The sequence below is a fragment of the Streptomyces canus genome, assembly GCF_030815415.1.
Classification (GTDB): Bacteria; Actinomycetota; Actinomycetes; order Streptomycetales; family Streptomycetaceae; genus Streptomyces; species Streptomyces canus_F.
The window spans coordinates 4,853,770-4,875,462 of sequence record NZ_JAUSWW010000001.1 but is presented as its reverse complement, the minus strand read 5'-3'; the positions used below and the strand labels follow the sequence as shown (position 1 = coordinate 4,875,462).

24 protein-coding genes and 1 pseudogene are annotated in these 21,693 nt (G+C 70.3%); 15 read left to right on the top strand and 10 right to left on the bottom strand.

Annotated elements, in window-relative coordinates; translation table 11 throughout:
* Positions 1-30 precede the first annotated feature (30 nt).
* Positions 31-639: a Uma2 family endonuclease gene (locus tag QF037_RS22495; protein ID WP_307027977.1), complete on the top strand. Its 609-nt coding sequence runs from the start codon at positions 31-33 to the stop codon at positions 637-639.
* Between the two features lie 6 nt (positions 640-645).
* Here the strand turns inward: QF037_RS22495 and QF037_RS22490 are convergent, their stop codons facing one another.
* Positions 646-1,500: a diacylglycerol kinase family protein gene (locus QF037_RS22490; protein WP_307027975.1), complete on the bottom strand. Its 855-nt coding sequence runs from the start codon at positions 1,498-1,500 to the stop codon at positions 646-648.
* A 210-nt stretch (positions 1,501-1,710) separates the two neighbouring features.
* Between QF037_RS22490 and QF037_RS22485 the strand changes: the two genes are divergently transcribed.
* The 4 genes and pseudogenes from QF037_RS22485 to QF037_RS22470 all read left to right on the top strand — a co-directional run bounded on the left by QF037_RS22485 (position 1,711) and on the right by QF037_RS22470 (position 5,868).
* Positions 1,711-2,994, top strand: coding sequence for an adenylosuccinate synthase (locus QF037_RS22485; protein ID WP_307027973.1), 1,284 nt, complete (start codon positions 1,711-1,713; stop codon positions 2,992-2,994).
* 135 nt (positions 2,995-3,129) lie between these two features.
* On the top strand, positions 3,130-4,938 hold the full coding sequence (locus tag QF037_RS22480; RefSeq protein WP_307027971.1) for a bifunctional metallophosphatase/5'-nucleotidase: 1,809 nt from the start codon (positions 3,130-3,132) through the stop codon (positions 4,936-4,938).
* A 24-nt stretch (positions 4,939-4,962) separates the two neighbouring features.
* Positions 4,963-5,226 (top strand): annotated as a pseudogene (locus QF037_RS22475) (sigma factor); the annotation flags it as partial.
* A gap of 348 nt (positions 5,227-5,574) precedes the next feature.
* Positions 5,575-5,868 carry a hypothetical protein gene (locus tag QF037_RS22470; RefSeq protein ID WP_307027970.1) on the top strand — a complete coding sequence of 98 codons (294 nt, stop codon included), beginning with the start codon at positions 5,575-5,577 and terminating at the stop codon, positions 5,866-5,868.
* A gap of 3 nt (positions 5,869-5,871) precedes the next feature.
* On the opposite strand, the gene QF037_RS22465 is transcribed toward QF037_RS22470, so the two are convergent.
* The 3 genes from QF037_RS22465 to QF037_RS22455 all read right to left on the bottom strand — a co-directional run bounded on the left by QF037_RS22465 (position 5,872) and on the right by QF037_RS22455 (position 8,849).
* Positions 5,872-6,522 carry a hypothetical protein gene (locus QF037_RS22465; protein ID WP_307027968.1) on the bottom strand — a complete coding sequence of 217 codons (651 nt, stop codon included), beginning with the start codon at positions 6,520-6,522 and terminating at the stop codon, positions 5,872-5,874.
* A gap of 144 nt (positions 6,523-6,666) precedes the next feature.
* Positions 6,667-7,371, bottom strand: coding sequence for a GntR family transcriptional regulator (locus QF037_RS22460; protein ID WP_307027966.1), 705 nt, complete (start codon positions 7,369-7,371; stop codon positions 6,667-6,669).
* 122 nt (positions 7,372-7,493) lie between these two features.
* Positions 7,494-8,849 carry an aspartate aminotransferase family protein gene (locus QF037_RS22455; RefSeq protein ID WP_307027964.1) on the bottom strand — a complete coding sequence of 452 codons (1,356 nt, stop codon included), beginning with the start codon at positions 8,847-8,849 and terminating at the stop codon, positions 7,494-7,496.
* A 171-nt stretch (positions 8,850-9,020) separates the two neighbouring features.
* Here QF037_RS22455 and QF037_RS22450 point away from each other — a divergent pair, with 171 nt between their 5' ends.
* The 3 genes from QF037_RS22450 to QF037_RS22440 all read left to right on the top strand — a co-directional run bounded on the left by QF037_RS22450 (position 9,021) and on the right by QF037_RS22440 (position 12,204).
* Positions 9,021-9,644: a DJ-1/PfpI family protein gene (locus QF037_RS22450; protein WP_307027962.1), complete on the top strand. Its 624-nt coding sequence runs from the start codon at positions 9,021-9,023 to the stop codon at positions 9,642-9,644.
* A complete protein-coding gene (locus QF037_RS22445; RefSeq protein WP_307027961.1) occupies positions 9,641-10,120 on the top strand; it encodes a MarR family winged helix-turn-helix transcriptional regulator in 480 nt (159 codons plus the stop codon). The genes QF037_RS22450 and QF037_RS22445 overlap by 4 nt, the downstream gene beginning before the upstream one ends.
* A gap of 89 nt (positions 10,121-10,209) precedes the next feature.
* Positions 10,210-12,204, top strand: a complete 1,995-nt coding sequence (locus QF037_RS22440) for a serine/threonine-protein kinase (protein WP_307027959.1) — start codon at positions 10,210-10,212, stop codon at positions 12,202-12,204.
* Between the two features lie 9 nt (positions 12,205-12,213).
* Here the strand turns inward: QF037_RS22440 and QF037_RS22435 are convergent, their stop codons facing one another.
* Both QF037_RS22435 and QF037_RS22430 read right to left on the bottom strand, forming a co-directional pair.
* Positions 12,214-12,819 carry a response regulator transcription factor gene (locus QF037_RS22435; RefSeq protein WP_307027957.1) on the bottom strand — a complete coding sequence of 202 codons (606 nt, stop codon included), beginning with the start codon at positions 12,817-12,819 and terminating at the stop codon, positions 12,214-12,216.
* Positions 12,816-13,991: a sensor histidine kinase gene (locus QF037_RS22430; protein ID WP_307027955.1), complete on the bottom strand. Its 1,176-nt coding sequence runs from the start codon at positions 13,989-13,991 to the stop codon at positions 12,816-12,818. Before QF037_RS22430 ends, QF037_RS22435 begins: the two co-directional genes overlap by 4 nt.
* Positions 13,992-14,127: 136 nt before the next feature.
* Between QF037_RS22430 and QF037_RS22425 the strand changes: the two genes are divergently transcribed.
* Both QF037_RS22425 and QF037_RS22420 read left to right on the top strand, forming a co-directional pair.
* Positions 14,128-14,520, top strand: a complete 393-nt coding sequence (locus tag QF037_RS22425; protein ID WP_307027954.1) for a hypothetical protein — start codon at positions 14,128-14,130, stop codon at positions 14,518-14,520.
* Positions 14,517-15,068: a hypothetical protein gene (locus tag QF037_RS22420; RefSeq protein ID WP_307027952.1), complete on the top strand. Its 552-nt coding sequence runs from the start codon at positions 14,517-14,519 to the stop codon at positions 15,066-15,068. The genes QF037_RS22425 and QF037_RS22420 overlap by 4 nt, the downstream gene beginning before the upstream one ends.
* Positions 15,069-15,184: 116 nt before the next feature.
* Here the strand turns inward: QF037_RS22420 and QF037_RS22415 are convergent, their stop codons facing one another.
* Positions 15,185-15,937, bottom strand: coding sequence for an SLATT domain-containing protein (locus tag QF037_RS22415; RefSeq protein WP_307027950.1), 753 nt, complete (start codon positions 15,935-15,937; stop codon positions 15,185-15,187).
* A 255-nt stretch (positions 15,938-16,192) separates the two neighbouring features.
* Between QF037_RS22415 and QF037_RS22410 the strand changes: the two genes are divergently transcribed.
* From QF037_RS22410 to QF037_RS22400, 3 genes are read left to right on the top strand one after another with little or no spacing between them, the layout of a single operon-like run.
* The gene (locus QF037_RS22410) at positions 16,193-16,531 is read left to right on the top strand and encodes a YbaB/EbfC family nucleoid-associated protein (RefSeq protein ID WP_079309378.1); all 339 of its coding nucleotides are present in this window, start codon (positions 16,193-16,195) and stop codon (positions 16,529-16,531) included.
* 58 nt (positions 16,532-16,589) lie between these two features.
* Positions 16,590-17,189, top strand: coding sequence for a recombination mediator RecR (gene recR / locus QF037_RS22405; protein WP_266824222.1), 600 nt, complete (start codon positions 16,590-16,592; stop codon positions 17,187-17,189).
* The gene (locus QF037_RS22400) at positions 17,182-17,841 is read left to right on the top strand and encodes a DUF5063 domain-containing protein (RefSeq protein WP_307027948.1); all 660 of its coding nucleotides are present in this window, start codon (positions 17,182-17,184) and stop codon (positions 17,839-17,841) included. Before recR ends, QF037_RS22400 begins: the two co-directional genes overlap by 8 nt.
* Before the next feature lie 30 nt (positions 17,842-17,871).
* Here QF037_RS22400 and QF037_RS22395 read toward each other — a convergent pair whose 3' ends face one another.
* The gene (locus tag QF037_RS22395; RefSeq protein WP_307027946.1) at positions 17,872-18,591 is read right to left on the bottom strand and encodes a sulfite exporter TauE/SafE family protein; all 720 of its coding nucleotides are present in this window, start codon (positions 18,589-18,591) and stop codon (positions 17,872-17,874) included.
* Positions 18,592-18,744: 153 nt separating this feature from the next.
* On the opposite strand from QF037_RS22395, the gene QF037_RS22390 reads away from it, so the two are divergent.
* A complete protein-coding gene (locus QF037_RS22390) occupies positions 18,745-18,927 on the top strand; it encodes a hypothetical protein (protein ID WP_307027944.1) in 183 nt (60 codons plus the stop codon).
* A gap of 160 nt (positions 18,928-19,087) precedes the next feature.
* A complete protein-coding gene (locus tag QF037_RS22385; protein ID WP_307027942.1) occupies positions 19,088-19,594 on the top strand; it encodes an SgcJ/EcaC family oxidoreductase in 507 nt (168 codons plus the stop codon).
* On the opposite strand, the gene QF037_RS22380 is transcribed toward QF037_RS22385, so the two are convergent.
* Together QF037_RS22380 and QF037_RS22375 are read right to left on the bottom strand one after the other, a co-directional pair.
* The gene (locus tag QF037_RS22380) at positions 19,560-20,948 is read right to left on the bottom strand and encodes a HAMP domain-containing sensor histidine kinase (RefSeq protein ID WP_307027940.1); all 1,389 of its coding nucleotides are present in this window, start codon (positions 20,946-20,948) and stop codon (positions 19,560-19,562) included. The genes QF037_RS22385 and QF037_RS22380 overlap by 35 nt on opposite strands.
* Positions 20,945-21,634, bottom strand: coding sequence for a response regulator transcription factor (locus QF037_RS22375; protein WP_046260265.1), 690 nt, complete (start codon positions 21,632-21,634; stop codon positions 20,945-20,947). The genes QF037_RS22380 and QF037_RS22375 overlap by 4 nt, the downstream gene beginning before the upstream one ends.
* Between the last annotated feature and the right edge of the window lie 59 nt (positions 21,635-21,693).

The following is a 21,693-nucleotide window of genomic DNA, read 5'->3' as shown; positions in this document are numbered from 1 at the left end:
GGCTGGTCCGTTTCAAGGGGAGGGCGCATCATGACACTCATGGCAGACCGACCGATGGTGAGCGGCACCGAGCCCGGCAACTTCGAGGAACTGCTGGACCTCCTCGACGAGCTGAACCTGCGCGACGGCTTCAAGGCCGAGATCATCAGGGGGGAAATCGTCGTGTCGCCGTGGTCGAAGGGGTACTACACCGACGTTATGGAGTTGATCTGTGATCAACTCCGGTCGTACCTTCCCGAGGGGCATCGCGTCAGTTACGGCCCGAATCTGTACGTCTTTCCAGGAGACGAGCGTGCCTACGGGCCGGACATCCATGCGGCACCCCGGCAGGTGTTCAGGACGAGCAGCAACCGCCTGGACGGCGAGGCCCTCTCCTTCGTGGCCGAGCTGACCTCCCCCTCCACCCGCGACGACGACCTGACCGACAAGGTCCGGGTTTACGGAAGGGCAGGCGTCCCCGTCTACCTGGTCCTCGACATGCAGGAGGAGCAGGCCACCGTGTTCTGGACGCCTTCCGCCAAGGGGTACGAGTCGCACTGCACAATGCCGTTCGGCAAGGACCTTCCCCTCCCCTCCCCATTCGACTGCACGCTCGACACCACCGGCTTCCAGGCTCCTGGAGGGACCGAAGAGGACTGACGGCCCTCAGATCGACGTAGGCAACACCAACCCCAGCGCCCCCTCCCACACCGTCCACGTCCGCCTCCGTACCGGCCCCCACACGCCCGAGTCCGCCCGGTACCGGAAGTCCGCCCCCGACACCGTCACCCGCCGTCCACGGGCCAGCAGGGGCGACGCCTCCGCGCCCACCGACACCGGCCGCACCTCCACCGCCGCCGCCCCGGAACCCCCCGGGGTCACGGACACCGCCTCCACGGGCTGGTCCAGGTCGACGAGGATCTCCCCGTCCACCTCGACCCGCAGCCGGGTGGGGCCGGCCACGGGGGACGGCTGGGCGGGCCGGAGCGGACGGGCGGGCACCAGGGTCCGGACCAGCGACTGGCAGGTCCGCAGCCAGGGCCGGCCGGCGTCCTGCGGATCCCCCCGCGGAGCGAGCGGCGGGATCCGCAGCGCGCCCAGGACCACACCGTCGCTGTCGTCGACCAGCAGATCGAGCCGCCGTTCCGCCCCGTCCAGGACCGCCCGCGCCGCCGCCACCGCACCCATGGGCACGCCCAGGGACCGCGCGACGGTGAGCACACCGCCCACCGGCACGACCGACAGCACACATCCGGCCAGCTCCCGCTGCCGGTGCAGCAGGGACACCGCCCGCAGCAGCGCCCGGTCGTCGCCGACGACCACCGGCCGCCGCGAACCGCGGCGGGCCAGCACCCGGGCGAACTCCTCGGCGTCCGCCGGCAGACACACCTTCGTCCCCGGCGCACCCGCGCTGAGCACGTCTTTCGCGATACGGACGGACTCCCCGTCCATCCTGCGGGCAACCGGATCGATGACCACCAGCAGCTGATCGGAAGACGCTGAAGTCGCCACCTCGGTCATGCCTCGCTTCCTCGGGTAGCATCTTTGTGCAAGAGCCCCTTGCGCTATTGCGCCAGGGGCTTCGTCTATTCCGGGGCATCCGGGTCCGACGGGTTCACGGCCGACCACGGCCGTCGGTGGCCGAAGCAGGTCGCCAGGGTACGAGGCACAAGGCCGTGTCGCGTACGCCCCTGACCTTGGACATGCCCCGCCCGGAAGGGGTGTACGCGCGTGCCCGCACTTGTGCTGCTCGGTGCTCAGTGGGGTGACGAAGGCAAGGGAAAGGCGACGGACCTGCTCGGCGGATCCGTTGACTATGTGGTGCGCTACCAGGGCGGCAACAACGCCGGCCACACGGTAGTCGTGGGCGATCAGAAGTACGCCCTTCACCTGCTCCCTTCCGGAATCCTCACCCCGGAGTGCACTCCGGTCATCGGCAACGGTGTCGTCATCGACCCGTCGGTCCTGTTCTCCGAGCTGAACGGGCTGAACGAGCGCGGCGTCGACACGTCCAAGCTCCTGATCAGCGGTAACGCTCACGTCATCACGCCTTACAACGTGACCGTGGACAAGGTGACGGAACGCTTCCTCGGGAAGCGGAAGATCGGCACCACCGGACGGGGCATCGGGCCCACCTACGCGGACAAGATCAACCGCGTCGGCATCCGGATCCAGGACCTGTACGACGAGTCGATCCTCACACAGAAGGTGGAGGCGGCCCTCGACGGCAAGAACCAGCTCCTCACCAAGGTCTTCAACCGCCGCGCCATCGAGGTCGGCCAGGTCGTCGAGGAGCTGCTGTCCTACGCGGACCGGCTGAAGCCGTACGTCGCCGACACGGTCCTGATCCTCAACCAGGCCCTGGAGGACGACAAGGTCGTGCTCTTCGAGGGCGGCCAGGGCACTCTCCTGGACATCGACCACGGCACGTACCCCTTCGTGACGTCGTCGAACCCGACCGCGGGCGGTGCCTGCACCGGCGCCGGTGTCGGCCCGACGAAGATCAGCCGGGTCATCGGCATCCTGAAGGCGTACACGACCCGTGTCGGCTCGGGCCCGTTCCCGACGGAGCTCTTCGACGAGGACGGCGAGGCGCTGCGCCGCATCGGCGGCGAGCGGGGCGTGACGACCGGCCGTGACCGTCGCTGCGGCTGGTTCGACGCGGTCATCGCCCGCTACGCGACCCGCGTGAACGGCCTGACCGACTTCTTCCTCACCAAGCTCGACGTCCTCACCGGCTGGGAGCAGATCCCGGTCTGCGTGGCCTACGAGATCGACGGCAAGCGCGTCGAGGAGCTCCCTTACTCCCAGACCGACTTCCACCACGCGAAGCCGATCTACGAGACCCTCCCCGGTTGGTCCGAGGACATCACCAAGGCGAAGTCCTTCTCCGACCTCCCGAAGAACGCCCAGGACTACGTCAAGGCGCTCGAGGAGATGTCCGGAGCCCCGATCTCCGCCATCGGCGTGGGCCCGGGCCGGGACGAGACGATCGAGATCAACTCGTTCATCTAGGACGCGGACACATGGGCCGGTCAAGGATTTCCTTGACCGGCCCATGGCCTTTTCCTGGTTCCGCCCGGAAGCGGGGGAACGCAACTATCTACGCGGGTAGTTGTACCCCTCCCTCTCCAGTCCCAGGAGCCCCGTATGCCCGTCAGTCCCATGAACCGGCGTGAGTTCGTGCAGAAGTCGGCCGTCACCGGTGCGGCCGTGGCCGTCGCGGGAGCGGCCGCCGCTCCTGCCGCACAGGCCGCCGAGCACAAGCCCGCCGCCAGGGCGCCGAAGACCTGGTCGTTCTCCGTCCTTGGCACCACCGACCTGCACAGCCACGTCTTCGACTGGGACTACTACAAGGACGCGGCCTACAGCGACGCCAAGGGCAACTCCGTCGGCGTCGCGCGCGTCGCCACGCTCATCAAGCAGCAGCGCGAGGCCAAGGGTGAGGAGCGGGTGCTGCTGGTCGACGCCGGCGACATCATCCAGGGCACCTCGCTCGCGTACTACTTCGCGCGCGTGCAGCCCATCACCGGCAAGGGCGTCAAGCACCCGATGGCCGTCGCCATGAACCACATGCGCTACGACGCCGCCGCCCTCGGCAACCACGAGTTCAACTACGGCATCGAGACCCTGCGCAGGTTCGAGAGCCAGTGCAGCTTCCCGCTGCTCGGCGCCAACGCGCTGGACGCCAAGACCCTGCGGCCCGCCTTCGCGCCGTACACCGTGAAGCGGATCTGTGTGCCGGGCGCCCCCGACATCAAGGTCGGCATCCTCGGCCTCACCAACCCGGGCATCGCGCTGTGGGACAAGGACAACGTCAGCGGGAAGATGGTCTTCCCGGGACTGGTCGAGCAGGCGAAGAAGTATGTGCCGCGGCTGCGGGCGCTCGGCTGTGACGTGGTCTTCCTGACCGACCACTCGGGTCTCGACGGGTCGACGTCCTACGGCGACGCGCTCCCGTACGTCGAGAACGCCTCCAACCTCGTCGCCGAGCAGGTCCCGGGCATCGACGCGATCCTGGTCGGCCACACCCACGTCGAGGTGCCCTCGTACACCGTGAAGAACGCCGAGACCGGCGACGAGGTGCTGCTGTCGGAGCCGTACTGCTGGGGCTACCGGCTGAGCGTCTTCGACTTCGAGGTCGAGCTGGAGCACGGCCGTTGGAAGGTCACCAAGAAGACCGCGCAGACCCTCGACCCCAAGTCCGTGGACGAGGACCCGGAGATCAAGAAGCTCCTGGAGGCCGACCACGACCTGGTGGTGAAGTACGTCAACACCGCCGTGGGCACCTGCACCGAGGACCTCTCGGCCGCCGAGTCCTGTTGGAAGGACGTCCCCATCATGGACTTCATCCACCAGGTCCAGATGGACACGGTGAAGGCCGGCCTGTCGGCGTCCGACGCCGCCCTCCCGCTGATCTCGGTCGCCGCGCCCTTCTCCCGCACCGCCGACATCCCCGCGGGCAGCGTGACCATCAAGGACATCGCCGGGCTCTACATCTACGACAACACCCTGTACGGCAAGAAGCTCACGGGCGCGCAGCTCAGGGACTACCTGGAGTTCGCGGCGAAGTACTACCACCAGGTGCCCGGCGGCACGAAGGTCGACACCGCGACCCTCACCAACGCCAACAGCTTCTGGGACTACATGTACGACACCGCGGCCGGCGTCTCGTACGACATCGACATCGCGGCCGCCGAGGGCTCGCGGATCAAGAACCTGACCTACGGCGGCACGGCCGTGGCCGACGACCAGGTCTTCGTCGTCGCCGTCAACAACTACCGGGCCAACGGCGGTTCGGGGTATCCGCACATCGCGGCCGCGGACATCGCGTACAGCTCGACGAACGAGATCCGGCAGCTGATGATCGACTACGTGACGGCGAAGGGGGCCCTGGACCCGGCGGACTTCGCGGTCACCAACTGGAAGCTGACGCAGGGCGGGACGGCCGTGTTCTAGGGTCCCGGGGTGAACGGGGGGATCATGATCGAGGAGTTCGAGGCGCACCGGGCGCGGCTGCGTGCCGTGGCCTACCGGATGCTCGGGTCGACCGGCGAGGCCGACGACGCGTTGCAGGACGCGTGGTTGCGAGTCAGCCGCGCGGACACGGGGGACGTCGAGAATCCGGCGGCGTGACTGACGACGGTGGTCGCGCGGGTGTATCTGAACATGCTGCGCTCGCGTGAGCACCGGCGCGAGGAGCCGCTGGAGCGCGCCGCCGCCGTGGGGGTGGCCGACCCCGAGGAGGGAACGGAGTCGGATCATCCCGCCGTCACCGCCTCGGGACGGACCCGGTGTTGGTCGGACTCGGGCGAGGAGTTCGCGGGCACGCAGCCCAGCCCGATGAGACCCCACCGGCCGGCCTCGGCGTCGGCCACGCACTCCAGGGGAGTGTCTCCTGACACTCCTCGGTGTGCTGTTCCGGGGTGAAGTTGTGCGGGTGGCAGCCGATGCCGACGGCGACGTCGGCCGGGACCGTGAGCCTGGCTGCCTGTGCCTGCGCCTGTGCCAATTCACGCATTTCGTGCAGGCCGAACGTGTACCTACCAACGGGGCATATCGGGCATAGGCTGACCGTGGAAGAAGGTGACTGCCATGCGCGTGTTGCTCAAGGTGTCCATGGATACGGAGAAGGCGAACGAGGCCATCGGCAACGGCACCCTGCCGAAGCTGATCGAGAGCTCGCTGGAGCAGATCAAGCCCGAGGCGGCCTATTTCACCGCCGAGAACGGTCAGCGCACCGCCTACCTGGTCTTCGACATGCAGGACAGCTCGCAGATGCCGGTGATCAGCGAGCCGTACTTCATGAACCTGGGCGCGAAGATCAGCTATACCCCGGTGATGAACTACGAGGACGTACAGAAGGGCCTCTCCCAGCTGGGGCGCTGACCCTCAACTGAAGATGATCATCGACCCCTGTGCCAGACTCCGGGTCGCCGCCGCGTGCAGGCCCAGCCACACATGCCGCTCACGGGCGAAGGGGCTGGGGTCGTACGGCGCGGGGACAGCAGGCTCCTCCAGTTCCGTGGGGCCCAGCGGCGGTTGGGGCGCCGCCGGAGGGTTGGCCGGGTCGATGCCGATCGAGGGGCCCACCAGCTCCAGCTCCCGCAGCAGCGTCTGGGAGGAACCCAAGGGGCCGCCGCCGGCCAGGAGTTCGTCGTTGGCCAGCGGGTGCGGGAAGTCCACCGGGACATAGGCGCCGGCGTGGTCGTAGTGCCAGACCAGATGGGACTGCTGGGCCGTCGTCTCGAACATCTCCAGCAACTGCTCGTAGTCCCCGCCCAGTTCGTCCACCGGCGTCACCGGCAGACCGCACATCTGGAGGAGATACGCGCGGCGCAGGAAGTGCAGCGCGTCATAGTCGAAGCCGGCCACCGGGGCGACCTCACCGGACAGGCCAGGCATGTACTGGTACACCGGCACCGGCGGCAGCCCGGCCTCGGCGAGCACCTTGTTGTATTGCGCGAGTTCCTCGGCGAACGGGTTGTCGGGCGTGTGGCACAACACGTCGACGAGCGGTACCAGCCACAGGTCACAGGCCAAAGAAGGCTCCTCGCATAGCACGGTGTAGCGAAGCGGTCAGGGAAGAGTAATCGGTCCGGCGCGCCGTGGCTTCCCCCTGGGCGGGGTCAGCCACTCTGCTGCTGGTCCCATACCCACACCCGCCGCCGGCTCACGTAGGGCGGCTCATCCGCCGGCCAGCCGCTCGACCACCGCGAGCGAGTGCGCGTGGTACGCGGCCACTATCTCCCGCGCCGCCGTGGTGTCCCGGTGGACGAGCGCGTCGACCAGTTCGGTGTGCTCGGCCCACAGCTGTCCGCGCAGGTCCGTGAGGCGGCGCAGATGCTGTACCGCGCACACCCAGGACTGGACGCGCAGCCGGTGCAGGAAATCGGCGAGGTAGGAGTTGCCGAACACGGCGCTCAACTCGCGCCAGAACCGCAGGTCGTAGCCGATCAGCACGATGACGTCCCCGGCGAGGGCGGCCCGTTGCGCCTCCTCCCCACGCCGTCGCACCCCGGCGAGGGCGGCGAGGACACGGGAGTTGTCGGGGTCGTGGACGAACCCCTGGTGGCCGCCGTCCAGCGCGTGGAACATGCCGTCGATGACGAGGCTGCGGGCCTCGATGATGCCCCGGTAGTCGGCCAGGGAGTACTCGTGCACACGGAAACCGCGATGCTGGTCCGCCTCCAGGAGACCTTGAGCGGACAGGTCGACGAGCGCCTCGCGGACCGGGGTCGCGGAGACCCCGTACTGCTCGGCGATCTCCTTGACCGTGAACTCCTGACCCGGCTGGAGACGTCCCGCGAGCACCTCGTCGCGGAGCGCGTCGGCGATCTGCTGCCGCAGGGTGCTGCGGGTCACGGCGCCGTTGCCGCTGCTGCCGGGCATGGTCGGCCTCTCCCTGATGGCGGTCGGGTGGCGTGCTCGTACACGTATGTCTACGAGCACGCCACCTTACGCGTTCGGGTTTTCGGCGTTTACCCGCGTAGCGTGCGTCACAGGGCGCGCGGCTACCGCGTGTGCTCGTCCGCCACGGAGAGCGCCGCGTCCAGTGCCGAGAGGCCTTCCTTCAGCTCGGACTCGGTGATGTTGCACGGCGGCACGACATGGGTGCGGTTCATGTTGATGAACGGCCAGATGCCGTGCTTCTTGGCCGCGGCGCCGAACGCGAGCATCGGGGCGTTGGCCTCACCGGCCGCGTTGTACGGCACCAGCGGCTCGCGGGTCTCCTTGTCCTTGACCAGGTCGAGCGCCCAGAACATGCCGACACCGCGGACCTCGCCGACCGAGGGGTGGCGCTCCGCGAGGTCCCGCAGCGCGGGCTCCAGGACCTCGGAGCCGAGCCGGGCGGCGTTCTCGACGACACCCTCCTGCGCCATCACGTTGATCGTGGCGACGGCGGCGGCACAGGCCAGCGGGTGCCCGGAGTACGTCAGACCACCGGGGTAGGGCCGCTTGCCGAAGGTCTCCGCGATCTCGCCGGAGATGGCGACCCCGCCGAGCGGCACGTATCCGCTGTTCACGCCCTTGGCGAAGGTCATCAGGTCGGGCGTGACATCGAACAGGTCGGCCGCGAACCACTCACCGGTCCGCCCGAACCCGGCCATGACCTCGTCGAGGATGAAGACGATCCCGTACTTGTCGCAGATCTCGCGCACCCCGGCGAGGTAGCCGGGCGGCGGGACCATGATTCCGGCGGTGCCGGGGATCGTCTCCAGGATGATCGCGGCGACCGTGGCCGGCCCCTCGAAGGCGATCGTCGTCTCCAGGTGCTCCAGCGCCCGCGCGCACTCCTGCTCCTCCGTCTCCGCGTAGAAGCGGGAGCGGTACAGGTACGGCGCCCAGAAGTGGACGACGCCCGCGGAGGCGCTGTCGGAGGCCCAGCGGCGCGGGTCACCGGTGAGGTTGATCGCCTGCTGGGTGCCGCCGTGGTACGAGCGGTAGGCGGCGAGCACCTTGGACCGGCCGGTGTGCAGGCGGGCCATGCGCACCGCGTGCTCGACGGCGTCGGCGCCGGCGTTGGTGAAGAAGATCTTGTCCAGGTCACCGGGCGTCCGCTCGGCGATCAGCCGGGCCGCCTCGGAACGGGCCTCGACGGCGAAGGCGGGCGCGAACGTGGACAGGGTCGCGGCCTGTTCCTGGATCGCGGCGACGACCTTCGGGTGCTGGTAGCCGATGTTGGTGTAGACGAGCCCGCTGGTGAAGTCGAGGTACTTGTTGCCGTCGTAGTCCCAGAAGTACGACCCCTCGGCGCCGGCGACGGCGAGCGGGTCGATGAGCTCCTGCGCGGACCAGGAGTGGAACACATGAGCGCGGTCCGCGGCCTTGACGGCGGCGCCGACCTCGGGGTTTGGCTGAGGGGTCATGCGGGTGAGCGTAAATGTCCGCGATACGGAAGCGGTATCGGCGTCCTGTCTGTGGACGCGGGCTTTCCGCGACAGGTTGTCGAGGAAGGCTCATGGCGATTTATTGACAGCATTCTGTCGAAGTGACAGCATGTTGTCATCGAAGGGTTGAGGAAGACCGAGGAGGCAGCCATGAGCCGCAAGCCCGTGCATCTCGCCGTGTACGACACCTACGCCGACTGGGAGACCGGCCACGCGACGGCGTATCTCGCCCGCGCCGGGTACGAGATCCGCACGGTCGGCCCGAGCCGCGAGCCGGTGACCTCCATCGGAGGGCTGCGGGTCCAGCCCGCGGACGCCCTGGACGACGTACGACCCGACGACAGCTCCCTGCTGATCCTCCCGGGCGCCGATCTCTGGACTGTGACACCAGCCGCTGCCGCAGCGGGGAGCGCTCAGTTGGCGCCCTTCGCCCGCAAGGCGCGGGAGTTCCTGGCCGCCGGGGTGCCCGTCGCCGCCATCTGCGGGGCGACCGCGGGGCTCGCGCGCGAAGGCCTGCTCGACGACCGGCGGCACACCAGCGCGGTCTCCTTCTATCTCGCGGCCACGGAGTACAAGGGCGGTTCCCGCTATGTGGACGCCGACGCCGTCACCGACCGCGGACTGATCACCGCCGGGCCCACCGAGCCCGTCGCCTTCGCGCGGGAGATCCTGGGGCTTCTCGGGGTGTACGAGGGCGAGGTGCTGGACGCCTGGTACCGGCTCTTCCACGACTCCGACGTGACGGCGTACGCCGTGCTGGAGGGGGCTCGGTGAGCAGGGAGCGGCAGGAGCTGCTCAGCCGTGGTGCGCTCGGGGTCTTCCGGCTCAACGGCCAGTTCCTGGGCGTCGCCGAGGAGCTGGCGAAGCCCGCCGGGCTCACCGCCGCCTGGTGGCAGGTGCTGGGGGCGGTGCTCGGGGAGCCGTCGCCGGTGTCCGGGATCGCCCGGGCGATGGGGATCACCCGGCAGAGTGTGCAGCGCATCGCCGATCTGCTGGTCGAGCGCGGGCTCGCCGAGTACCGCGACAACCCCGCCCACCGCCGCGCCAAGCTCCTCGCGGCCACCGAGGAGGGGCTCGCGGCGGTCCGGCGGATCAACCCCGGGCACGCGGCCTTCGCCGACCGGCTCGCCGAGGTTTTCGGCGAGGACGAACTGGCGGACGCCGTACGGCTCATGGAACGGCTGTCGAAGGTGCTCGAGCAACTCGGCCCGCCGGTGACGCAACCGGATCGCTCCGTTACGGAACCGTAGAGCGCGCGGCGCCGACCTCCCCGTATGCCCGCACTATCGTGGTCAGTCGCACTGGGGCACGCGCGGGGGAGTTCGGGGGAGGGGCTGCGATGGAGAGCCTGGGGGCGGGGGATCCGCAGAGGATCGGGGCGTACCGGCTGCTGGCGCGGCTCGGGGCCGGCGGCATGGGGCAGGTGTATCTCGCCAGGTCGGACCGGGGCCGTACCGTCGCCGTCAAGCTGGTGCGCGAGGAGCTCGCCGCGCAGGAGGAGTTCCGGGCGCGGTTCCGGCAGGAGGTGCAGGCCGCCCGGCAGGTCGGCGGGTACTGGACCGCGCCCGTCCTCGACGCCGACACCGAGGCCGACGTGCCCTGGGTCGCCACCGGGTATGTCGCCGGGCCCAGCCTCCAGCAGGTCGTCGGAAACGACCACGGGGCGCTGCCCGAGCGGTCGGTGAAGATCCTCGCGGCCGGGCTCGCGCACGCGCTCGAGGACATCCACGCGGCCGGGATCGTGCACCGGGATCTCAAGCCGTCCAATGTGCTGGTGACGATCGACGGCCCCCGTGTCATCGACTTCGGCATCGCACGGGCCCTGGAGACGGTGACCGACGGGGGGCTGACGCGGACCGGCGCGCTCGTCGGGTCGCCCGGGTTCATGGCGCCCGAGCAGGTGCGGGGCGACCGGATCACCCCGTCCTGCGATGTGTTCTGCCTCGGCTCGGTGCTCGCGTACGCCGCCACCGGCAAGCTTCCCTTCGGGGCCGGGGGGAGTGGTGTGCACGCCCTGATGTTCCGGATCGCCCAGGAGGAACCTGACCTGGAGGGCATGCCCGAGGGGATCGCCGAGCTCGTCCGCGACTGCCTGAAGAAGGACCCGGCGAAACGGCCGACGCTGAACCAGGTGCTGGAGCGGACCGGGGCCGAGGACACGGTGTCCGACGGGCGGTCGCGGGACCCGTGGCTGCCGAGCGCGCTGGTGGCACAACTCGGGCGGCACGCGGTGCAGTTGCTGGACGCGGAGGACCCGGAGGGACCGGGTGCGGAAGCCGGTGAGGGCGCGGGCCTGGGCTCCGGCCCTGGTGCGGCCCCCGGCTCTGCCGAAGCCTCGCCCGAGCACGCGCCCGCGCCCGCCGACGGCACCCCGCCTTCCCCGGGCCGGCCGGGCGGGGGTGCGCCGCTGAACCACCTGCCCACGGTCGTCGCGGGACAGGGCGCCCAGACTCCTCCGCCGGCGCCGGCGACCGGGCCCGGCGGGCCACAGCCCCCGTACGGCCCGCCGCCCGCCCACCCCGTCCACGGCGCCGACCCGTGGACGCCCCCGCCGTACGGCCCCGCACCCGGTCACCCCGCCTACGGCCATCCCCAGCAGCACCCGCAACACCCGCAGGCCCAGCCTTCGGCGTACGGATACCCCCAACAACCGCAGACCCCGGCGTACGGTCATCCGTCCCAGCCCGGCGCCCCTTCGCCGTACAACCCCTACGGCGGCCCCGGCCACACCCCGCCCTACGGCCCCGGCCCCGGCTTCCCCCCGCCTCCCGAACGCCAGCGCCGCAACGGCCGTTCCACCGCCGCCCTGGTCGCCGTCGCCCTGGTCGTCGCGCTCGGCGCGGGCGGTTCGGTCTACGCGCTGATGAACAGCGACGGCGGCGACGACGACAAGGCCGGCCCCACTCCCACCCCCACCACGAGCGCGCCCACGACACCGGGCCCCACCACCCCGGAGCCCTCGCCGACGCCCACCACCTCGGCTCCGGCGGACGGCAGCATCCCGGCCGGCTATCTCGGCACCTGGACCAGCACCATCGACAACGCCGACGGCTCGCACGCCCGTCAACTCACCATCCAGAAGGGCGAGGTGGGCGACACCGTCCTCTCGCTCGTCGCCGACGGCCCCGACTACCACTGCGTGTTCGAGGCGGACCTGACCGAAGAGCCCGCCGGCAACGGCCCGTTGCAGATCGGCCCGTCCACGGTGACGGTCGGCGAGCCCGCCTCCTCCTGCTCGCCGGGCGCGGCCAGCGAGGTCACCCTGCTGTCGAACGGCACCCTGGAGCGCGTGAACACGAGCAACGGGGAGAAGCTGATCTACACGAAGCAGTGACCCGAACTCCTAGATCCACCCCTGCTGCCAGGCGTGATGGGCCGCGGCATGCCGCGTGGTGGCCCCCAGCTTGGACATGGCGGCCGAGAGATAGTTGCGGACGGTCCCCTGAGCCAGGTGCACCTGTGCCGCGATCTCGGCCACCGACGCCCCCGTACGGGCCGCCCGCAACACCTCCAGCTCCCGCTCGCTGAGCGGACAGTCGTCCTCCGTCAGCGCGGACGCGGCGATGTCCGGATCGACGTAGCGGCGCCCGGCGGCGATGTCGCGGAGGATCTCCGCGAGCCGGGCCGCGGGGGTCGTCTTGGGCACGAACCCGCGGACCCCGGCGGCCAGCGCGCGGCGCAGGACGGCCGGCCGGGCGTGCCGGGTCACGATGACGACGTGGGTGTCCTGGCGGGCGGCCCGGATCTCCTCGGCGGCCCGCAGCCCGTCCGTGGGCGGCATCTCCAGATCCAGTACGGCGATGTCGGGCCGGTGCTCCAGGGCGAGCCGGACGGCATCGGTGGAGGTGGCGGCCTCCGCGACCACCGTGAGGTCGTCCTCCAGGGAGAGGAGTGCGACGAGGGCGCCGCGCAGGAGGTCCTCGTCGTCGGCGAGGAGGAGCCGGATCACTCTTCGCTCCTCTGTACGGGCAGGGTCGCGGTCACCACGAAACGGTCGCCGTCCTCCCGTTCCCAGGTCAACTCGCCGCCCGCGGACCGCAGTCGCTCGGCGAGACCGAGGAGGCCGGTGCCGTCGCCGGTGCCGGGGTGCGCGTGGGCCTGGTCATTGCTGATCCGCAGCAGGGCCAGTTCCCCGCTGACGCGGTAGTCGACCTCGGCGTGCCGGGCCTGACTGTGGCGGAGCACGTTGGTGGTGGCCTCACGCATGACGAGACCGAGGAGCTGACGGACGGAGTCGCTCAACTCCTCCTGAACGGCGGCCGGTTCCAGGTTCATGCGCGCGTCGATTCCGGCCGCCGCCAGCACCCGGGTGGCGTTGGCGATCTCGCCGTCGAGGGTGGTCCGGCGAATGCCCCGCACCACGGCGCGCGTGTCCCGCAGCGCGTCCGTGCACAGCCGCCGTATCTCCTGCATCTCGCCCGAGGCGCACGCGGGGTCGACCTCGGCGATCCGGGAGGCCAACTCCGCCTTCAGCGCGATGACTTGAAGATGGTGCCCCTGGATGTCATGCAGGTCGGAGGCGAACCGCAGCCGCTCGTCCTTCACCGCCAGCTCCGCCTCCAGCCGCCGCGCCCGGTCGAGCCGCCCCGCGATCCGCCAGGCCCACAGCGGTCCGAGCACGGTCCACACGGTGAACGCGGTCAGACAGGCCGGGAAGAGAGCGGCGTACGCCAGATCCTCGTCCCCCGCGAGCAGGTTCACGGCACTGCCCGGCACCAGCGCGAGGACGACCGCACCGCCGATCAGCCACAGCTTCCCGGCCGCGGAGAGATAGACGGCCACGATCGCCACGGTCACGGCCGGGGCGACCGCCCACAGCCCGTAGTTGTGCCGGGCCAGCGGCAGCACGGCGAGCGCCGCCGCGGCGAGACAGGCGGTGACCAGCCACCCCGCGAGCGGCCGCAGGACCGGCGTGCGGTCCTCCATCGCCCCGCCGAGGAGCACGGCGGCGGCCACGGCATGGACGCCCAGCGCCGGGACCACCGGCGCCCGCGCCCACAGCGGCACGTCCCCGTCCAGGGCCCAGCTCCCGTACGCCAGCACCAGCACACAGACGACGGTCCCGGGCACGGCCCACCACGTGTAGCGCCGGAAACTCGTGAGCCCCGCCCCGTTGTCCACAGGGCCATTGTGGCAGCGCCCGGATGACAGATGTCATACGACGACGTGCACGGCCGGCACTACTGGCGCTCCCTCGGTCCCGCCACTCTGAAGGGCGTGGGGACATACCCCACCCCGGTACCATCGAGGAGGCGCCATGCACCACGTACGGCACCACGGTTTCGCCCGCCACTACGTCGAGATGATCCTCGCGATGCTGGCCGGCATGCTCGTCCTCGGCGCGGCCCTGCGGGGCGTCCTGGCGCTCACGGACATCACGTACGACATGTCCCGCCAACCCCGGCTGATCACGCTGGAGATGGCGTTCACGATGTCCGCCGGCATGGCGTTCTGGATGCGCCGCCGCGGCCACGCCTGGCCCGGCATCGCCGAGATGTGCGGGGCGATGTTCCTTCCCGCGCTGATCCTCGTACCGCTGCTGTCCCTGGACGCCGTGGACCCCAACGCGGCGATGGCGTGGGAGCACCTCGCGATGCTGCCGCTGATGTTCGCCGTCATGCTGCGGCGGCGCACGGAGTACGGCGCGTGAACGCGCACGCGATGACCCGCCGTTGGCCCACCTGCCTGGCCGTCGCGATCTGGGCCGCCCAGGCCGCCGCAGGCGCCTCCGACACCCTGGACGAGTCGGTCACCGGCTTCGGCGAGGTCCTGCCGCTGCTGCCACTGCTGTACGTGGTGATCAACCAGCTCGGCGCGCCCCGCTCGACCTGGCCGGTGCTCGGCGGAGGCCTGGTGCTCGTGTTCGGCCTCCAGGCACTGGACCTGGTGTCACCGCCGGGGGCGATGGTCGGGATCGCGCTGGGGGTGCTGCTGTGGGGGGCGGTGCGGGGTGCTCCGCGCCCGCCGGCCGTCCAGGCCGTAGGGGTGGCCGTCTTCGGGACGCTGGCCGTGACGGGCCTTCTGGTCGACCCTGAGGTGGGCCGCTGGCTGGTGGCGGCGGGCTGGTTCTTCCACGGGCTGTGGGACTTGGCGCACCTGACGATGGAGCGACTGAAGGGAATAGTGGCGCCGACATTCGCGGAGTGGTGCGCGGTGGTGGACGTGCTGGTAGGCGTCGAACTGTTGCTCCTGCGGTGACCGCATGTCCCTGAGGGGCGCGGGGCTGTATCGATTTGCGGCTACCGCCGCGTGGGCGCGACCAGCCACAACGCACCCGCAGTCACACGACAGGCCCAGCCCCTACGGCGCCCCCGTCACCGAGGCTCCGGCGGCCGCTGCCGAGGCATGTTCGGCCGCGCACCCCCCGCACCGGGCGGCAACGGGAACCGTCCCTGGACCACGTTCCCGTCCCCCCGGGCCGCCCCCGCGACACCCCCCTGGATCCCCAACGGCGCCGACCCCGTCCGGAACTCCACCATCCAGTCCGCGGTCTCCACCCGCACCAACTCGGTCACGTCCTCGGAGAACCTCCGCAGCACCCCGAGGCACCGATCGGCCGCCTCCCCCGCGGTCCCCTCGGCCGGCCCCAGTACCTCCCGCACACTCTCCGAAGCCCAGTCGAACTGCAGCACCTGCAACCGCCGCTGCACGGCCTGCGCGGTGGCCACATCCCTTATCCAGCCGGATGTCACCCCGAAGAACCGGTCCACGGCCACGCACGCGACAGCGAGCAGCAGCGCCAGATACCCCCAGCCCGCGCCCCCGCCGACGACCCCGGTGAGGTCCAGAAGGGGCAGCGAGGCACCGGCCACCGCCCCGGCCGCGGCCCCGCACCGCAGGGCCCGCGCGCCCCGCCGCTTCCACACCCGGTCCGCGAGGTACCACGCGGCGGTGTCGAGCGCCCCGCGCTCCACCCACCGGTACAGCTCGTCGAGACGGAGCGCGGGCTCGCCCCAGTCCCCGAGCGGAAACGTCCGTCCCGTCAGGTCGCCCGGTCGCGGCCCGACCGCCTCCCCGCCCCGCCCGTCCTGAGGCGGACCCTCGGGCTGCATCTCCGGCTGACCCACCCGGCACTCCCTACTGATCACGGCCGATCACGCTGTGTGACGCACGGTGCTGACGCGCCGGGTCTTTCCTACCGCCCAATGGGTGGCGAAGGGACGGCTTTCGCTCCTTTTCCGCCCAGAAGTGGGCCTTGATCAGGTATAGGACTCGACAACATCTCACTCGAAAGAGTGCCGGAGCGATGGCTGCGTGGACCACGTAGGCTCGTCACAGAGGACGAGACCCAGAAGACTCAGACCTATGAGCGGGAGCTGATCGTGATCCCCGGTGGTGGCCAGCCCAATATGCAGCAGCTGCTCCAGCAGGCCCAGAAGATGCAGCAGGACCTGGCGAACGCGCAGGAGGAACTGGCGCGGACCGAGGTCGACGGCCAGGCGGGCGGCGGCCTGGTCAAGGCGACGGTCACCGGCTCCGGTGAACTCCGAGCTCTGAAGATCGACCCGAAGGCGGTGGACCCGGAGGACACCGAGACCCTCGCCGACCTGATCGTCGCGGCCGTACAGGCGGCCAACGAGAACGCCCAGACGCTCCAGCAGCAGAAGCTGGGCCCGTTGGCCCAGGGCTTGGGCGGCGGTATTCCGGGTCTGCCTTTCTAAGTAGGGCGTCCGCCAACTACCGTACGTACCCAAGGAACCCAGGAAGGACGGCAGTCCGTTGTACGAAGGCGTGGTGCAGGACCTCATCGACGAACTGGGCCGGCTGCCCGGCGTCGGTCCCAAGAGCGCCCAGCGGATCGCCTTTCACATCCTGCAGGCGGAACCGACGGACGTACGGCGGCTCGCGCAGTGCCTGATGGAGGTCAAGGCGAAGGTCCGCTTCTGCGCGACCTGCGGAAACGTGGCACAGGAAGAGCTGTGCAACATTTGCCGCGACACTCGCCGCGACCTCTCGGTCATCTGCGTGGTGGAGGAGCCGAAGGACGTGGTGGCCATCGAACGCACCCGCGAATTCAGAGGCCGCTATCACGTGCTCGGCGGAGCGATCAGCCCCATCGAAGGTGTGGGTCCGGACGACCTGCGTATACGAGAACTTCTCGCGCGGTTGGCCGACGGGACGGTCACGGAGCTGATCCTGGCCACGGACCCGAACCTGGAGGGCGAGGCCACGGCCACGTACCTGGCCCGCATGATCAAGCCCATGGGCCTCAAGGTCACCCGCCTGGCCAGCGGCCTCCCGGTGGGTGGCGACCTGGAATACGCGGACGAGGTGACCCTCGGCCGCGCCTTCGAGGGGAGACGACTCCTAGATGTCTGACGCCACACTGCACGCGACTGCCCACAACCCGGACGACTTCGCGGTCCAGATCGCGGACCAGGTGGAGAGCTTCCTGGTGGCCGTCACCGAGGTGGCAAGGGGCGACGAGCCGGACTCCGCCGTGCCCTTCCTCCTCCTGGAGGTCTCCCAGATCCTCCTGGCCGGCGGCCGCCTGGGCGCCCACGAGGACATCGTTCCCGACGAGCGCTACGAGCCCGACACGGGCCCGGACGCCGACGTGGACGAGCTCCGCGAGAACCTGGCGAGGCTGCTGGACCCGATCGACGTCTACTCGGAGGTCTTCGACCCCTACGAGCCCCGCAAGGCCCCGGTCCCGGCCCGTATCTCCGACGACCTGACCGACGTCATCACCGACCTCCGCCACGGCATGGCCCACTACCGCGCGGGCCGCACCTCGGAGGCCCTGTGGTGGTGGCAGTTCTCCTACTTCTCCAACTGGGGCTCGACGGCGTCCGCGACGTTGCGCGCCCTCCAGTCGATCGTCGCGCATGTGCGGCTGAACCAGCCCCTTGCGGAACTGGACGGCCTCGACACCGACCAGTCCGTGGGCGACGAGACCCTGGAGTTCGAGGCGGGGAAGGTCATGGTGGAGGAGATCGCCGAGCCACTGGGCATGCGGCCGGTGAAGTGATCCGGCGGCCGGCGGAGCCGTCCGGGGTGGTCACAGCCCCCAGAGCCCCTTGCCGACGGCCGTGATCCCGCCCGTCAGGGCGAGCAGCAGTACGAGCAGCCGGGCCCGCTTCTCGGGTATGCGGGAAGCGAGGCCCCTGCCGATCAGGCCGCCGACGGTCATCGCCACGACCACCCAGCCCCACCGCGCCCCGCTCAGCTCCGGCACCCCGTTCGCCGCCACGGAGAACGCGTTCACGGCGACGCCGTAGAACATCGCGTTCGGCACGAACTCCCGCACCGTCCAGCCCGCGTTGAGGGCGTACAGGGACACCGGCGGCCCGCCGACCCCGGCAGCCGAGTTCATGAACCCGCCCGCCGCACCCGCCATGACCGCGCCCCTCGTGCCGCGCAGCGCGGGCACGCGCACGCCCCGCATGACCAGCAGCACGGCGACGGTGACGAGCCCGCCCATCACCAACAGCAGGACCGGCTCGGGCAGTTGGCGGGTCATCCAGGCCCCCGTCGGTACCGTGCACGCCGCCGCCGCGCACAACGGCACCATCGCGCCCGGACGTACCTGACGCCAGCCTCCCGCCAGTCCCACGACACAGATGGCCCCGGAGGCACAGTTGGCGAGGACCACCCCCTGCGCGGGCCCGAGCAGCAGGATCAGCGCCGGCACGGCGACGAGGGCGAAGCCCATGCCGGTGAGCCACTGGACGGAGGAGCCGAGCAGCACGATCCCCGCGAGAAGTACGTCGGCTGTCATGGTTCGGCACCCTCTCCTCGGCAACCCGCCGCATCCGAGGTGTAGCCCGCTACACCTCGCCTTCGGGAGGCCGCTCCCTCGTCCGGGCCCCCGCGCCACGGGATCGTTGATCTCACCAGGTCACCGCCCCCGTAGCGAAGGAATCACCCTCCCATGAAGAGCCTCCTGTCCTCCAAGCCCGTCCTCTGGTTCCTCTTCCTCTTCAACGCCGCCGTCGCCGCCGTCGCCCCCTTCGTCGTGGACGGCAGCCAGGGCGTGATGACCGCCGTGGGCATGGGCGTCGTCGCGGCCGGTGCGGGAGTGAGCCTCGTCCGCGACAAGGGTGCCGCCAAGTAGTCACCCGCTCACACTCCGCGAGTTGGATCACTCCTGGACGTCCCCTGTACGACACCTGCACGGCCGCTAACCGGTGTCACGCGAGTCTGGAGTCACTTCCTCCACAGGAACCGCAGACAGAGCGGAGGAAGCAACCCCCCTCACCCGCACTGGAGATGACATGACCCGTCGCCCGATAACCAAGCGTGCAGCCATCGTCACCGCTGGTGCCCTCGTCGCCGTCGGCACCCTCGCCGCAGGCGTCGGCGTCGCCGGACCGGACAAGCACAGCGCCAAGAAGCCCACCCAGGCGGAGATCGCCGCCCAGTTCGACGGCTGGAACAAGGCCCTGCAGACCGGCGACGCCCAGAGAGTCGCCGACCGGTACGCCGACGACGCCGTCCTGCTGCCCACCGTCTCCAACAAGGTCCGCAGCGACCGCACCAGCCGCGTCGACTACTTCGAGCACTTCCTGCTGAACAAGCCGGTCGGCAAGAAGATCGAGACGCACATCAACATCCTCGACAACAACTCCGCCCTGGACGCCGGCGTGTACGAGTTCACGCTGACCGACCCGGACACCGGCGCCAAGCGTGTCGTCGAGGCCCGCTACACCTTCGAGTACGAGAAGCGCAACGGCGAGTGGAAGATCGTCACCCACCACTCTTCGGCGATGCCCGAAGGCTGATCCGCACCACCAGCCCGCCCCCGGGCGCGTCCCCGAGCGTCACCGTCCCGCCGTCGTCGGTCACCAGCTGCTTGACGACGGCGAGGCCGAGACCGGACCCGGTGCGCCCGGTCAGGCCCTGGCCGCGCCAGAAGCGGTCGAAGGCGCGGGACTTCTCCGCGTCGGACATGCCCGGCCCCTGGTCGAGGACCGACAACAGGACCTCCTCGCCCCGCGATTCGGCCCGGACGGTGATCGTGCCCCCGTCCGGTGACACCTCCAGGGCATTGGAAAGCACGTTGTCCAGCACCTGGTCCAGATGACCGGGGCTGGCCATCACAAGCAGCCGGCCGTCGGCGTTACTCCCCCCAAGCGCGATGGTGACTCCGCGCTCGTCGGCGGCCGGCCTCCACACGTCCAGGCGTTCCTCGATGATGTCCGCCAGCAACAGCGGCTCCGCGGCCGTGACCTTCGCCTCCGCCCGCGCCAGCACCAGCAGCCCGTTGACCAGACGGCTCATCCGGACCACCTCGGCGGTCGCCTGCTCCACGTCCTCCCGTACGAACTCGTCGTCGACGCCGTCCGCGATGTTGTCCAGCGACAACCGCAACGCCGTGAGAGGGGTACGCAGTTGATGGGAGGCGTCCGCCACGAAGATCCGCTGTGAGGCGACCAGCGTGTCGAGACGTTCCGCACCCTGGTTGAGGGTGCGCGCCAGCGTCTGGGTCTCCGGCGGGCCCGTCACGGGGGAGCGCGCGGTGAGGTCGCCGTCGCTGAACTTGCTGGCCATGGCGTTCAGTTCGCGCAGGGGAGCGGTGATCCGGCGGGCGGCGAACGCGCCGATCGCGGCGGCGGCCGCGAGCACGAGCACGGCCAGCGCGGCCCGGAAGCCCCAGATGTTCCACAGCCTGGTGGTCATGCCCGAGGTCGCGTACACGATCCGCACGGCCCCGACGACCGGCCCCTTGCCGCTCTCACCGTCCGCCGTCGGCTGGTACGCGGGGACCGTGATCACCAGATGCCTGCCCCAGATGAACCTCGAGCCCCAGTCGGTGGTGGCCTCCCCGTCCTCCAGCGCGGTGGTCAGCGCCTTGTCCCGCGCGGCGTCGGGGAGATCGGGCGCACAGGTGCGGTCGCCGCCCTTCGTGTACAGCTCGACGTCGTCGTGGTACGCCTCGGCCATCTGGTTCAGCGCGTTGCAGGAGGCGGCGTTGCCGGAGCCCAGCAGCTGAGCCATGGTCTGGGCCTCGCGCAGCACCGACGCCTCGGTGTCGCCCCGCAGTTGGTCGGTGAGCGTGAACGCCACCGGCACGGTGAACAGGGCGATGGCCACCGCGACCAGCAGGATGTAACTCCGGATGAGCTGGCGGTTCATGAAGCGTCACTGCCGCCGTCGACGATCAGCCGGAAGCCGACCCCCCGCACGGCCTCGATCGTGATCGCCCCGGCCAGCTTCCGCCGCAGCGCCGCCACATGGACGTCCAGGGTCTTCGTCGGCCCGAACCAGTTCGCGTCCCAGACCGCCTCCATGATCTGCTCGCGCGACATCAGCGCCCCCGGCTCCTCGGTGAGGAAGGCCAGCAGGTCGTACTCCTTGGGGGCCAGCGCGACCTCCGCGCCGTCCAGGTGGACCCGGACCGCCTTGCGGTCGATCGTGAGGCGGTCGCCGTAGCGGTCGGGCCCGGCGGGCTCGGCGGACGACGTACGCGGCTGGGCGCGCCGCATCACCGCCCTTATCCGCGCGATGACCTCCCGGACCCCGAACGGCTTGGAGACGTAGTCGTCCGCGCCGAGTTCGAGGCCGACCACCCGGTCCGTCTCGTCGCTCCGCGCGCTGATCACGATGATCGGCACGTCCCCGCGCTCGCGCAGCGCCCTGCACACGTCGAGACCGTCGGTGTCGGGCAGCCCGAGATCGAGGAGTACGACGTCGTAGGGCTCCTCGTGCTTCAGCGCCGCCCCGCCCGTGGCGACCCAGGTCACCTCGAAGCCGTAACGCAGCAGTCCGCGCCGGAGTGACTCGGCGACCGGCTCATCGTCTTCCACCAGCAGTACGCGCACAGGCGAACCCTAATGCTTGAACTTTAAGACGACCGCTCGCCGAGTCCCTCAACACGCGG